This window comes from Bacillus sp. FSL K6-3312 (assembly GCF_038007485.1).
In the GTDB taxonomy this organism is placed as follows: Bacteria; Bacillota; Bacilli; order Bacillales; family Bacillaceae; genus Bacillus; species Bacillus pumilus.
In genome coordinates, this window is record NZ_JBBOXI010000001.1 from 2,807,204 (window position 1) to 2,819,973 (window position 12,770).

Sequence of the window (12,770 nt, forward strand, 5' to 3'; positions counted from 1 at the left end):
GAAAGCTTAACAAGAGAACAATTTAAAATTTCGACAAGATTTGTTTTGTAAACAAAAAGAAGACTCCTCATACGAGAAGCCTTCTTTTTTATTCATATTAAGACAATACTTTCATGACATTCTTAACAGATTCAACAGAACGGTCAAGCTGACTTCTTTCTTCTTCTGTCAGCTCAAGCTCGATGATCTGCTCAAGGCCGTTTCCACCTACGATTGTTGGTACACCTAGGTAAATGCCTTCGTAGCCATATTCACCTTCAAGGTAAGCAATCGTCGGCATGACGCGGCGCTGATCTTTAAGGATCGCCTCAACCATTTCGACTAGTGAAGCAGCAGGTGCATAATATGCACTACCGTTACCTAATAGGTTCACGATTTCGCCGCCGCCTTTTCTTGTTCTTTCAACAATTGCATCAATTCGCTCTTTAGGAATCAATGTTTCAAGCGGGATACCGCCTGCATAAGAGTAACGAACAAGAGGAACCATGTCATCGCCATGTCCACCAAGCACAAAGCCCGTCACGTCTTTAACAGATAGATTTAATTCTTGAGCAACGAACGTACGGAAACGTGCTGTATCAAGAATGCCCGATTGTCCAATGACTTTTTCTTTTGGTAATCCTGATTCTTTATAAACTGCATACGTCATTGCATCAACAGGGTTTGTTAATACAACAATGATGGCTTCTGGAGAATATTTAACGATTTCGCGTGTCACACTGCGCATGATTTTTTCATTTGTTGACACGAGATCGTCACGGCTCATTCCCGGCTTTCTTGCAATCCCCGCCGTAATGACCACGACATCAGAACCGGCTGTATCTTCGTAGTTAGAAGTTCCTGTAATGTTTGCATCGAAGCCTTGAACAGGACTTGCTTCCAGCATATCAAGTGCTTTCCCTTTTGTTGGGTTCTCAAGCTGCGGGATATCGACTAATACGACGTCCGCTAATTCTTTTTGAGCCGTTAGAAATGCTGTAGTTGCTCCAGTAAAGCCTGCTCCGATAACAGATACTTTTTTACGCTTGTTTGCCATTTCCTTTTTCCCCTTTAACTTTAAAGTTTAAGAATCAAGACAAGTTTTTGATGAGCTCGTCAGCAAACTCAGAACATTTCACTTCTTTTGCGCCATCCATTAATCTAGCAAAATCGTAAGTGACGACTTTTGATGCAATTGTATTTTCAACAGATTGAATCACTAGATCAGCTGCTTCCTGCCAGCCAAGGTGCTCAAGTAAAAGCACGCCTGATAGAAGAACAGAAGATGGGTTCACTTTATCAAGACCAGCATATTTAGGTGCTGTTCCGTGAGTCGCTTCAAAAATAGCGTGTCCTGTTTCGTAGTTGATGTTCGCACCTGGTGCGATACCAATTCCACCAACTTGTGCTGCAAGAGCATCAGAGATGTAATCTCCGTTTAAGTTCATTGTTGCCACAACATCGAACTCAGCTGGACGAGTTAGGATTTGTTGAAGGAAAATATCTGCAATGCTGTCTTTGACAATAATTTTGCCAGCAGCTTCTGCTTCACTTTGCGCTTTGTTTGCCGCATCTTTTCCATCTTGTTCTACAATACGATCATATTGTGCCCATGTAAAGACCTTGTCGCCAAACTCTTTTTCAGCCACTTCGTAGCCCCAGTTTTTGAAGGCACCTTCTGTGAATTTCATGATGTTTCCTTTGTGAACAAGTGTCACAGACTTACGGCCTTGGTCGATTGCATATTGGATAGCCGCTCTGACAAGGCGAGAAGTTCCTTCTTCAGAAACTGGCTTGATTCCGATACCTGATGTTTCTGGGAAACGGATTTTGTTTACACCTAATTCGTTTTTCAAGAAGTCAATTAACTTCTTCACTTCGTCTGATCCTTGTGCATACTCGATACCAGCATAGATATCTTCTGTATTCTCACGGAAGATGACCATATCTGTGTCTTCTGGACGTTTCACAGGAGACGGTACGCCTTTGAACCAGCGAACTGGACGTAAGCATGTGAATAAATCAAGCTCTTGTCTAAGTGCCACGTTTAATGAACGGATTCCTCCGCCGATTGGTGTTGTCAGTGGTCCTTTGATTGCGATTAAGTATTCACGAATGTCTTCAAGTGTTTGCTCAGGAAGCCATTCTCCAGTTTTATTGTAAGCTTTCTCACCGGCATATACTTCTTTCCAAGTGATTTGCTTTTCACCTTTATATGCTTTTTCTACAGCGGCTTCAAGTACTCTTGATGCTGCTTTCCAAATGTCAGGACCGATTCCGTCCCCTTCGATAAACGGGATAATTGGATTATTTGGTACATTCAATACGCCGCCAGTAACTGTAATTTTTTCGCCTTGTGACAATGATATTACCTCCCAGGTTATGTAGTGAATATTTGAAACTTCTTGGCTTGATGTCTGCAAGCGAAGAAGTTTTTCACATGATTCGTTTTTTGTTGATATAGAGGCTGATTGGCCTTCCTGAGGATCAGCCTCCGTTTATTCTATAAACATTAGTCTCTTTCACTGATCGGAACAAAGGTTTGAAGATCAGGTCCAATGTAGTCAGCTCTTGGACGGATGAGACGATTGTTGTCATACTGCTCTAAAATGTGAGCAATCCATCCAGAGAATCGGCTGATCACGAAAATTGGTGTAAACAAGTCATGATCAATCCCAAGACTGTGATATACAGATGCAGAATAAAAATCAACATTTGGTGGAAGATTTTTCTCTGATGTCACGATTTCCTCTGCGCGAACAGACATTTCATACCATTTCGGCTCGCCAGTCAGGTTTGTTAAACGCTGGCTCATTTCTTTTAGATGCTTTGCACGCGGGTCACCTTGACGGTATACACGGTGGCCAAAGCCCATAATTTTTTCTTTCTTCTCTAGCTTACCATGAATATAGGAATCTACGTTTTCAACTTCGCCAATTTCTGAAAGCATCTTCATCACGCCTTCGTTGGCTCCGCCATGAAGTGGTCCTTTCAGCGCACCGATAGCCGCTGTTACACCAGAGTAGATATCTGATAGTGTAGCAACACATACACGCGCTGTAAATGTCGATGCGTTTAATTCATGATCCGCATGTAGAATGAGTGCCTTATCAATTGCCTCAATTTCTACTGGTGACGGCTCTTCGCCATTTAGCATATACAAGAAGTTCGCAGCATAGCTGTATTCTTCTTTTGGCTGTACAGGCTCAAGTCCCTTACGAATACGTGAAAACGCAGCAACTAGTCCAGAAATTTTCGCCTGTAAGCGAATGGCTTTTCTGTAATTCGCTTCTTTGTCCATAATCTCTGATTCGTCATCAAGTAATCCTAGTAAGGATACCGCTGTACGAATCGCAGACATTGGATGAACCCCATCCAGCGAATACGATTTAAAGTGCTCAATGATTTCTTGCGGAATGTGAGCATTTTCGTTGAGCTGCTGTTTTAACTCACTCAGCTCTTGCTCATTCGGCAGCTTTAAGTGCCATAACAGGTAGACAATTTCTTCGAATGTAGCTTTTTCAGTTAAATCATCGATATTGTACCCTACATAAGTAAGAGTATCATCAATAATTGAGCTTACGGATGAAGTTGTTGCCACAATACCTTCAAGACCTCTTGTTGCTGTCATGTTCAATCTCCCCTTTTTAAAAAGATTCCCCTTCGTTGCAGAATTCTCGCTTTTTGAAAGCGCTATCCAATCCGAATAAGACGGCAGGTTCAGAAAAGAAAATGCTTACATTTACCTATACGGTTAGAGCGCTTTTAGCCTCATATCTCTTGTGTGATCAATGAGTTCAAAATTAAGCCTATTCCCATTATAAACAATAATCAGACATTTGTTAAATGTTTAACTATAATTTTTTTTGATATTTTTTTTTCCAGTCTTCCATATCAGGCATGGAATAAAGGGATTTTGCTTCTTTTATTATATTTAATTATGTTTTTTTGCAAAAGCTCACGCAAGAAAAAAATAAAAAAGAAAGTGGCATGAACCACTCTCTTTTCAACCGCTGAAAAATTTCACAGCCTGCATCGCCAAATAAGCAATTCCTGCTCCGATCAGCGGACCGACAGCTACACCTTTAAATAAGCTAACTGCCAAAATCGTCCCGAACACAAGCGCTGCCGTGATATGCGGATCATTTTCGAGTAGCACAATACCGTTTTTTGCGATTAATGCTACTAATATACCCGCTCCAAGTGCAATCCAAGCATAAGATGATTTCATGGCTTCTCCAAGCTGCTTAAATCCAATGTCACCTGTTGCAATAGGAACAAGCACAGCAATTGTAATGACGGTGACCCCCCAATTGATGCCTTTCGATTGAAGAACTGGGAAAATTTTTTGATCCAAACCAATCAGTTTAATCCCAATGAGCACAGAAACCGCTAAAATTAATGAATTGTTTTTTGCAATAAGTGCAATAACGAGTAAAAGAACCAAAAATAAATTTGCTTGAGTAAACATACGCCGCCCCTTCCTTTCTTTTTATTGCGACCTTTTCATATTACTAATCTTTTTGAATAAAATGAAGTATCGGACATGCTTGTTTTTTGGAGGGGATTGTGTGAACCACACCTATATGGCCATTTTTCTACGAAGTTTGATGATGATCGGCATTGCTGTATTTGCGGTTGCCTTTTTATATCAGTCTTTTCCTTTTTTATATCCTTTTTGGATTGCACTTATTGTATCCTGCCTGATTCACCCTGCTGTATGCAAAATAGAAGAGATCACCGGAATGCCGAGAGGATTTGTTGTAGTCATTGTACTACTGCTCTTTTTAGTAGTAGCAGCCGGTTTCATCACACTCTTAGTAGCAGAAATCATTTCAGGAAGTGCTTATTTGGCAAAGGTTCTGCCTGGTCACCTTGATCATATGATTGGGATTGTGGAACAGTTTTTTACAGATAAGATCCTGCCTTTGTACCATGATGTAACCGCCCAATTTAATACACTTCAAGCAGGTCAAAAGGAATCGATTTTGGGACAAATCCAAGCGCTAGGCGATGAAGCTGCCGCAAAAATAGGGACTTTTCTTTCAAAAACACTCGAGCTCATCCCGGCTTTTTTAGGTCTTTTGCCTGATGCAGCCGCAACCCTTTTGTTTTCTGCACTGGCGACTTTTTTTATCACGAAAGATTGGTTTACATTAAAAAAATATGGTTCTCGTATCTTTCCCGCAAAATGGATGCAGCATACACGAGCCATTTTATCTGAAATCAAAAAAGCCATTACCGGTTTTATGAAGGCGCAGCTTTTGCTTGTTGCTATGACCATCGGCCTTGTCGTCATTGGACTGATCATCTTAAAAGTCGAGCACGCCCTTGTCATTGCTTTATGTATTGGGTTTGTCGATTTACTTCCTTATATCGGGAGCGGCACTGTTTTTCTGCCATGGATCATTTACTCTGCTATGACAGGAAACCTTTCACTCGCCATCGGGCTCGGCATTTTGTATATTGTCGTGCTCATTCAAAGACAAATTTCAGAGCCAAAAGTCTTAAGCAAATCCATTGGGCTTAATCCTTTAGCCACCCTTGTGGCACTATTTGTCGGGTTAAAATGGTTGGGTTTCCTCGGACTCGTCATTGGCCCTGCCTCCCTTGTCGTGTGGCAAGCATTTCGTAATGCAGGTGTTTTCAGGGATATCTATCAGTACATTCGGTACGGCATGCAAAAGTAAAAGAGACCTTCAGCTCAAGGTCTCTTTAGCGAATAATTGTATAGCGACTGCGATTAGACAGTTTCCTGAGCCAGCGTTCAAAAAGCGGCTTGATTTGCTTTCTCGTCATCGGAATGAGCAGCAGCGCACCGATGATATCCGATAAGAAGCCGGGAATGAGCAGAAGTAGACCGCCGATTAGAATGCAAAAACCATCGACAATCGTTACCCCTGGCATTTTGCCATATTGTAAATCTCTTTGCACTTTTTGAAAAGCTTCGATTCCTTGTTTTCTTGCAAAATAAGCACCTAATGCACTCGTGAGTACGATCATCAGCATCGTTGGCAAAATGCCAATGATTTTACTTGATATTAAAAATAAACTGATTTCCACTGCAGGGAACAGAATCAATAATAGTAGCAAATATTTTTTCAAGCCATATCACCTCATGGGGTATCTTTCACCCGAAAGCTGTTTTACTTTTTTAGTGTAACATAAAAAAAGAGAGGAGTCAGACAACTCCCCTCGTGTGTATCATTTAAAGGACGCTTGCACGGCCTTTGTAGATCGCTCCGCGTGCCGGATCTACTGTAATTTCTTCGCCTTCTTTTAGCAGTGTTGTAGCACCATCAAGACCCACAATCACTGGAATGCCCAGGCTAAGTCCAACGACTGCTGCATGGCTTGTTAAGCCACCTTCTTCAGTGATCAAGGCAGATGCTTTTTCTAAAGCACCCATCATGTCACGGTCTGTACAGTTTGCGACAAGAATCGCACCATCGTACATTTTTTCCTCTGCTTCTTTTCCGCTTTGTGCAATGACAACCGGTCCAAATGCAGATTTACGGCCAATTCCTTGACCTTTCGCAATGATGTCACCGACAACATAAACTTTCATTAAGTTCGTAGTACCTGTTTCACCAACTGGCACACCAGCTGTAATAACAATTAAATCGCCATGTCTCACATAGCCTGTTTCAATCGACTTCTCGACTGCATTCTCAAGCATTTCATCAGTAGATGTCGTTTTCGATCCGCTCTTTGCAAATACACCGAATACGAGAGACAGCTTTCTCGCTACTGATTCGTTTGCTGTGACTGCTACGATTGGTGCTTTTGGTCTATATTTTGAAATCATTCTCGCTGTATGACCGCTTTCCGTAGGTGTCACAATCGCTGCAACGTCAAGCTTCATCGCTGTATGTGCAACAGATTGACCGATGGCATCTGTAATGCTGACATCTACTTCTTCGCTTCTACGAGAAAGAATGGCTTTATAGTTGAGTGCATCTTCTGAACGTGATGCAATGTTATGCATCGTTTGTACAGCTTCCACTGGATATGTTCCTGCTGCTGTTTCACCAGAAAGCATAATCGCATCTGTGCCATCAAAAATAGCATTTGCCACGTCACTTGCTTCCGCACGAGTTGGACGAGGATTACGCTGCATACTGTCAAGCATTTGGGTCGCTGTGATGACTGGTTTGCCTAAGCGATTGCATTTTTTGATCAGCATTTTTTGAACAAGCGGTACTTCTTCTGCCGGGATCTCTACACCAAGATCTCCACGTGCAACCATCAAACCGTCTGATACCTCAAGGATTTCATCGATGTTATCAACACCCTCTTGGTTTTCAATCTTAGGAATGATTTGAATGTCAGCCGCGTTATTCTTTTCAAGAAGCTCACGAATTTCAAGAACATCAGAAGCTCGTCTCACAAAAGAAGCTGCGATGAAATCGACGCCTTGTTCAATTCCGAACAAAATATCATTGGCATCCTTTTCTGTAATACCTGGCAGGTTCACACTTACACCTGGAACGTTTACACCTTTTTTGTTTTTGAGCGTGCCTGTATTCATGACCTTTGTGACGATTTCTTTGCGGTCCATGTTAATTTCTTTCACTTCTAAACCAATAAGACCATCATCTAATAGAATCGTTGAGCCTACTTCTACATCATGAATTAACTCTTCATACGTCACACTAATTTTTTCCGTATTTCCAACAATGTCTTCCATACTTACGATAAGATCTGCACCAGCGACTAGCTCAATTGAGCCGTTTTCAACTGTGCGTGTACGGATCTCTGGACCTTTTGTATCAAGAAGGATCGCAATGTCCTTGCCTAATGTTTTACCTGCTTTACGAATGTTTTCAATGCGTGCACCATGCTCTTCAAAATCTCCATGAGAGAAGTTTAGTCTGGCTACATTCATTCCTGCTTCAATCAATTCAGTCAGCTTTTCAATAGTTTCACTTGCTGGACCGATTGTACAAACGATTTTTGTCTTTCTCATTACTGTTCCTCCTAAGGTCTTCTCGTTTTATATAGAGAGCTCTTGTGAAAGTCGGTACATATTTTGATCGACTGTATGTTTTTTATCTAAGATATCTAAAATATCGTGGTGAACGAGTTCGTTGCTTTGAATACCCACACAGCGTCCGCCTTTTCCTTCAAGAAGAAGTTCTACTGCGTATGCTCCTAAACGGCTTGCGAGTACTCGGTCAAATGCGCTTGGAGAACCTCCGCGCTGAATATGTCCTAAGACAGATACACGGGTTTCAAGGCTTGTCTCCTCTTCAATCCGCTTACCAAATTCAACACCGCTGCCTACGCCTTCTGCGACGATGATGATACTGTGCTTCTTGCCGCGCTCGTGTCCTCTTCTTAATCTCGCGATAATTTCATCCATGTCATAGTCTGCTTCAGGAATCAAAATAGATTCGGCTCCGCCTGCAAGACCTGACCAAAGAGCAATATCACCAGCATGTCTTCCCATTACTTCCACTACGTATGTACGTTCATGAGATGTGGCTGTATCACGAATTTTATCAATGGCGTCAATGACTGTATTCAGTGCTGTATCAAAGCCAATAGTGAAATCAGTACCTGGGATATCGTTGTCAATTGTACCCGGGACACCTACACATGGAAAACCGAGCTCAGTTAATTTCTTCGCTCCCATGAATGAACCGTCTCCGCCAATCACAACAAGTCCTTCAATACCGAATTTTTTTAAGTTCTCAATGCCTTTTTCACGACCTTCAACTGTCTTGAATTCAGGGCATCTTGCCGTGTAAAGTTTTGTTCCTCCACGATGAATGATATCGCCAACTGAACCTATTTCAAGTTTCTCAATTTTACCGTTAATTAGACCTGAATATCCATTATAAATACCGTAAACTTCAACATTATGGTAAATCGCTTTCCTTACAACTGCGCGCACAGCTGCATTCATTCCTGGGGAATCCCCACCGCTCGTTAAAACTCCTATACGCTTCATCTTTTTCACCTCAGAGACCATATATGAATTAAACATACCATTTCCACTGCTTGAAAACAATCATGAGCAAAACCAGATGTTTTCAATACGTATTTCTAAAACCGTACTTATTATACAATTAAATAAACCGTTTTTAAACAAAAGTTAAGAAAGTCATGAAAGCAATTCTTTCAAAAACGAGGAAGATCGAACCCTCTAAAGCTTATCATATCAAGGTTCTCAGACGTTTCAAATTTTATGAAAACAAAAGAAAATTATTTTCAAATAGCGCTTACATGAGGTCGTTTTTCATGAAAAAGGATGAAAAAAAATAAACGCCAGCCAAAAAGGCTGTACGTTTATTTAGTTTACCCCAATATATTGATTTTCAACCGATACTTTCCCGATTGCTTTGTATTTTTGATATCTCTGTTCGACTAGTTCTTCAGGTGTTAGTTTGAGCAAAGATGTAAGTGACTGTTTTAATGTTTTTTCAATGTAGGCTGCTTGTTGTTTCACGTCTCGGTGTGCTCCACCTTGCACTTCTTTAATAACATCATCTATAATATCTAATTCTTTTAGGTCTGGAGCCGTAATTTTCATTGATTCTGCAGCTTTTTTCGCAAGTGATGAGTCCTTCCAGAGCAGTGCTGCTGCACCTTCAGGTGAAATCACTGAATACGTTGAATTCTCTAGCATGTATAGGTGGTTTCCTACGCCTAAGCCTAGTGCGCCGCCACTTCCTCCTTCTCCAATGACAATACAGACAACCGGTACACGAAGTCCTGCCATTTCGAATAGGTTTTTCGCAATTGCTTCACTTTGCCCGCGTTCTTCAGCTGCTTTACCAGGATAAGCTCCTTTTGTATCAATAAAGCAAATGATCGGGCGATTAAATTTATCTGCTTGTTTCATCAAGCGCAGCGCTTTACGGTAGCCTTCTGGATGAGGCATTCCGAAATTACGGCGCAAGTTTTCTTTTGTATCTTTACCGCGCTGATGGCCAATCACCGTGACAGGAAGCCCTTTAAACGTGGCAATTCCTCCAACGATCGCTTCATCATCGCCATAAAAACGGTCACCGTGACACTCGAAAAAGTTGTCAAACAGCTCTTGAATGTAATCGAGAGTTGTTGGGCGCATCGCATGACGAGCAATCTGTACTCTGTCCCACGGCTTTAAATTTGTATAAATGTCTGCTTCAAGTTTGCTCAGACGTGTTTCAAGACGCTCAATTTCTGCACTTAAATCCATTTCTGAGTTTTGTGTGAACTTTTTCAGTTCATCAATTTTCGCTCGAAGTTCAATGACAGGTTTTTCAAATTCTAGTTCTCCAGCCACTCTCGTTCACCTCCTGTGCTGTGTAATGCTAGTATTCGGCCTAATGTTGCTTTCATCTCTGCACGATGAATGACAGCATCCAATTGACCATGCTTCATTAAAAATTCAGCCGTTTGGAAGTCCTCTGGCAGGTCTTCACGAATGGTTTGTTCAATGATTCTACGGCCTGCAAACCCAATTAAAGCACCAGGTTCTGCAAAGTTGTAATCACCAAGAGACGCGAAACTAGCTGATACACCGCCAGTTGTTGGGTTCGTCATCACAGAGATAATCAAACCTTGGTCCTCGCTGAACAATTTTAATGCTGAGCTTGTTTTTGCCATCTGCATAAGACTGAGGATCCCCTCTTGCATTCTCGCTCCGCCTGATGCAGTTAAGATGATAAATGGCACCTTGTCCGCTTTTGCTTTCTCGATCGCAAGTGTGATCTTTTCACCAACAACTGAGCCCATGCTGCCCATACGGAATGTGGCATCCATGACAGCGATCACAGCACGCTTGCCTTCAATTTCACCTTGACCTGTAACAATGGCTTCATTCAAAGACGTTTTTTCTCTGTCTTTCTCAAGCTTTTCTTCGTAGCCTGGGAATCCGAGCGGGTTTTCTGAGATCAGATGCCCGTTAAATTCTTCAAATGTGCCTTCGTCAACAAGGCTGTCAATACGCTGTTTTGCATTCATTTGCAAATGTTTACCGCAATTCATGCAAACACGTAAATTTTTATCTAGTTCTTTGGTGAGCATTATTTTTTTACATTGCGGACATTTGGTCATGATGCCTTCAGGCACATCTTGACTTGCCTGTTCAGAGGGTACAGATGCATATTTTTTCTTTTTACTGAAAATATTTTTGATTGACAAATGACTACCTCCCTTTTTGAAGGGTTTTTTCTTTACACGCACATCCACTATTATAGGACATGTCATAACTGTACCGAAACTATTGTACTTTTTTTGTCAAACGCTGTCATCCTTCATTCAATTTTTTCAGTGGGGAATTGATGAGAAATGAGTATGTGTTTGGGGCGCTGAGCAGTTGATATATGTGAATTGTGAACGTCTACAAAAAAATATCATTCCGGATGAAAAAATTTTCGCGTATGAGAGGAAATAGTGCACGTCTTTCCTCCAATTTCAGAAAGAACGTGCACACTTTTCCAATTGATTATTCGCCGATAATCGTTAATTTTCTTGTTTTTTCAGCGACTTCTTCTGGGTCGACTTTGATTCTTGCAACACCAGTTTCCATTGCTGCTTTTGCTACCGCTTTTGCTACCGCTGGTGCTACACGTGCATCAAATGGGTCAGGGATGACGTATTCAGCTGACAATTTATCATCTGAAACAAGAGAAGCAATTGCTTCTACGGCTGCAATTTTCATTTCTTCGTTAATATGGGTTGCACGTACATCTAAAGCTCCGCGGAAAATTCCTGGGAATGCCAGTACGTTGTTCACTTGGTTCGGGAAGTCAGAACGGCCAGTTCCTACAACACTTGCGCCTGCTGCATGTGCATCTTCTGGCATGATCTCTGGATTAGGATTCGCCATTGCGAAGATGACAGGATCTTTTGCCATTTTTCCAACCATTTCTTTTGTTAAAGCACCTGCTACCGAAACCCCGATGAAGACGTCAGCGCCTTCAATAACTTCTTCTAATGAACCTTCTTTACGGTCTTGGTTCGTGAATTTAGCCACTTCATTTTTCACTGCATTCATACCGTTCGGGCGGCCTTCGTAAATTGCGCCTTTTGTATCACACATGATGATATCACGTACACCGAAATGATATAGAAGCTTGATAATCGCAATTCCCGCTGCTCCAGCGCCGTTTGCCACCACTTTGATAGAGGACATTGATTTTCCAGACAGTTTCAGTGCATTTACAAGTCCAGCTACTGTCACAATCGCTGTTCCGTGCTGATCATCGTGGAACACTGGAATGTTTGTCTCTTTTTTCAAGCGCTCTTCGATAATAAAGCAGTTTGGAGCTGCAATATCTTCAAGGTTGACACCGCCAAACGTTGGCTCAAGAAGCTTTACTGTTTCAACGATTTTGTCTACATCGTTTGTCGCAAGCGCGATTGGGAAGGCATCAACGCCAGCGAAGCTTTTGAATAATACAGCTTTTCCTTCCATGACTGGAAGAGATGCTTCTGCACCAATATTTCCAAGCCCTAAAACAGCGCTTCCGTCTGTGACAACAGCGACCATATTGCCTTTCATTGTATAATCATACACTTTGCTTGTGTCGTCATAAATATCTTTACATGGTTCTGCAACACCAGGTGAGTAAGCCAAGCTCAAGTCTTTCGCATTTTTCACTTGTACTTTTGATTTTGATTCAAGTTTGCCTTGATTCTCTTTGTGCATATGTAATGCTTCTTCTCTTAATGACATGTGATGAACACTCCTTCAAGTGGAAAATGATTTAATGAATTGCTAAGTTGATAAGCACATACTGGCAGTTTTAAATACACAGAATCTTTAAAATGATAACACAATAGGTGAATTTGTA

The 12,770-nt window shown here is 41.5% G+C and carries 11 protein-coding genes; 1 reads left to right on the top strand and 10 read right to left on the bottom strand.

Features of this window, described 5'->3' with window-relative positions:
* Positions 1–97 precede the first annotated feature (97 nt).
* The 4 genes from mdh to MHI11_RS14705 all read right to left on the bottom strand — a co-directional run bounded on the left by mdh (position 98) and on the right by MHI11_RS14705 (position 4,450).
* Entirely contained in the window at positions 98–1,036 is a 939-nt protein-coding gene (gene mdh, locus MHI11_RS14690) for a malate dehydrogenase (protein WP_007501693.1), read from the bottom strand.
* Between the two features lie 34 nt (positions 1,037–1,070).
* Positions 1,071–2,342, bottom strand: coding sequence for an NADP-dependent isocitrate dehydrogenase (icd, locus tag MHI11_RS14695; protein WP_044139289.1), 1,272 nt, complete (start codon positions 2,340–2,342; stop codon positions 1,071–1,073).
* Positions 2,343–2,491: 149 nt separating this feature from the next.
* Positions 2,492–3,610, bottom strand: coding sequence for a citrate synthase (citZ, locus tag MHI11_RS14700; protein ID WP_008346063.1), 1,119 nt, complete (start codon positions 3,608–3,610; stop codon positions 2,492–2,494).
* Positions 3,611–3,985: 375 nt separating this feature from the next.
* The gene (locus MHI11_RS14705; RefSeq protein WP_044139290.1) at positions 3,986–4,450 is read right to left on the bottom strand and encodes a DUF441 domain-containing protein; all 465 of its coding nucleotides are present in this window, start codon (positions 4,448–4,450) and stop codon (positions 3,986–3,988) included.
* 100 nt (positions 4,451–4,550) lie between these two features.
* Between MHI11_RS14705 and ytvI the strand changes: the two genes are divergently transcribed.
* Complete coding sequence (gene ytvI, locus MHI11_RS14710; RefSeq protein WP_106066896.1) at positions 4,551–5,669, top strand: sporulation integral membrane protein YtvI; 1,119 nt, start codon at positions 4,551–4,553, stop codon at positions 5,667–5,669.
* A gap of 25 nt (positions 5,670–5,694) precedes the next feature.
* Here the strand turns inward: ytvI and MHI11_RS14715 are convergent, their stop codons facing one another.
* The 6 genes from MHI11_RS14715 to MHI11_RS14740 all read right to left on the bottom strand — a co-directional run bounded on the left by MHI11_RS14715 (position 5,695) and on the right by MHI11_RS14740 (position 12,652).
* The gene (locus MHI11_RS14715) at positions 5,695–6,084 is read right to left on the bottom strand and encodes an FxsA family protein (RefSeq protein WP_065098580.1); all 390 of its coding nucleotides are present in this window, start codon (positions 6,082–6,084) and stop codon (positions 5,695–5,697) included.
* A gap of 103 nt (positions 6,085–6,187) precedes the next feature.
* A complete protein-coding gene (pyk, locus tag MHI11_RS14720; protein WP_044139294.1) occupies positions 6,188–7,948 on the bottom strand; it encodes a pyruvate kinase in 1,761 nt (586 codons plus the stop codon).
* 27 nt (positions 7,949–7,975) lie between these two features.
* Positions 7,976–8,935 (bottom strand): 6-phosphofructokinase, encoded by a 960-nt coding sequence (gene pfkA / locus MHI11_RS14725; RefSeq protein ID WP_012010865.1) that lies wholly within the window; start codon positions 8,933–8,935, stop codon positions 7,976–7,978.
* A gap of 342 nt (positions 8,936–9,277) precedes the next feature.
* Entirely contained in the window at positions 9,278–10,255 is a 978-nt protein-coding gene (gene accA, locus MHI11_RS14730; protein ID WP_003216264.1) for an acetyl-CoA carboxylase carboxyl transferase subunit alpha, read from the bottom strand.
* Entirely contained in the window at positions 10,240–11,115 is an 876-nt protein-coding gene (gene accD / locus MHI11_RS14735; RefSeq protein WP_340961337.1) for an acetyl-CoA carboxylase, carboxyltransferase subunit beta, read from the bottom strand. Before accD ends, accA begins: the two co-directional genes overlap by 16 nt.
* A gap of 304 nt (positions 11,116–11,419) precedes the next feature.
* Positions 11,420–12,652, bottom strand: a complete 1,233-nt coding sequence (locus MHI11_RS14740) for an NAD(P)-dependent malic enzyme (RefSeq protein ID WP_044139296.1) — start codon at positions 12,650–12,652, stop codon at positions 11,420–11,422.
* Positions 12,653–12,770 lie beyond the last annotated feature (118 nt).

Excerpts from the sequence above, each read along its gene's own strand:
- MHI11_RS14705 (WP_044139290.1), bottom strand. The coding sequence starts at position 4,450 with ATGTTTACTCAAGCAAATTTATTTTTGGTTCTTTTACTCGTTATTGCA.
- MHI11_RS14740 (WP_044139296.1), bottom strand. The coding sequence starts at position 12,652 with ATGTCATTAAGAGAAGAAGCATTACATATGCACAAAGAGAATCAAGGC.
- mdh (WP_007501693.1), bottom strand. The coding sequence starts at position 1,036 with ATGGCAAACAAGCGTAAAAAAGTATCTGTTATCGGAGCAGGCTTTACT.
- pyk (WP_044139294.1), bottom strand. The coding sequence starts at position 7,948 with ATGAGAAAGACAAAAATCGTTTGTACAATCGGTCCAGCAAGTGAAACT.
- pfkA (WP_012010865.1), bottom strand. The coding sequence starts at position 8,935 with ATGAAGCGTATAGGAGTTTTAACGAGCGGTGGGGATTCCCCAGGAATG.
- citZ (WP_008346063.1), bottom strand. The coding sequence starts at position 3,610 with ATGACAGCAACAAGAGGTCTTGAAGGTATTGTGGCAACAACTTCATCC.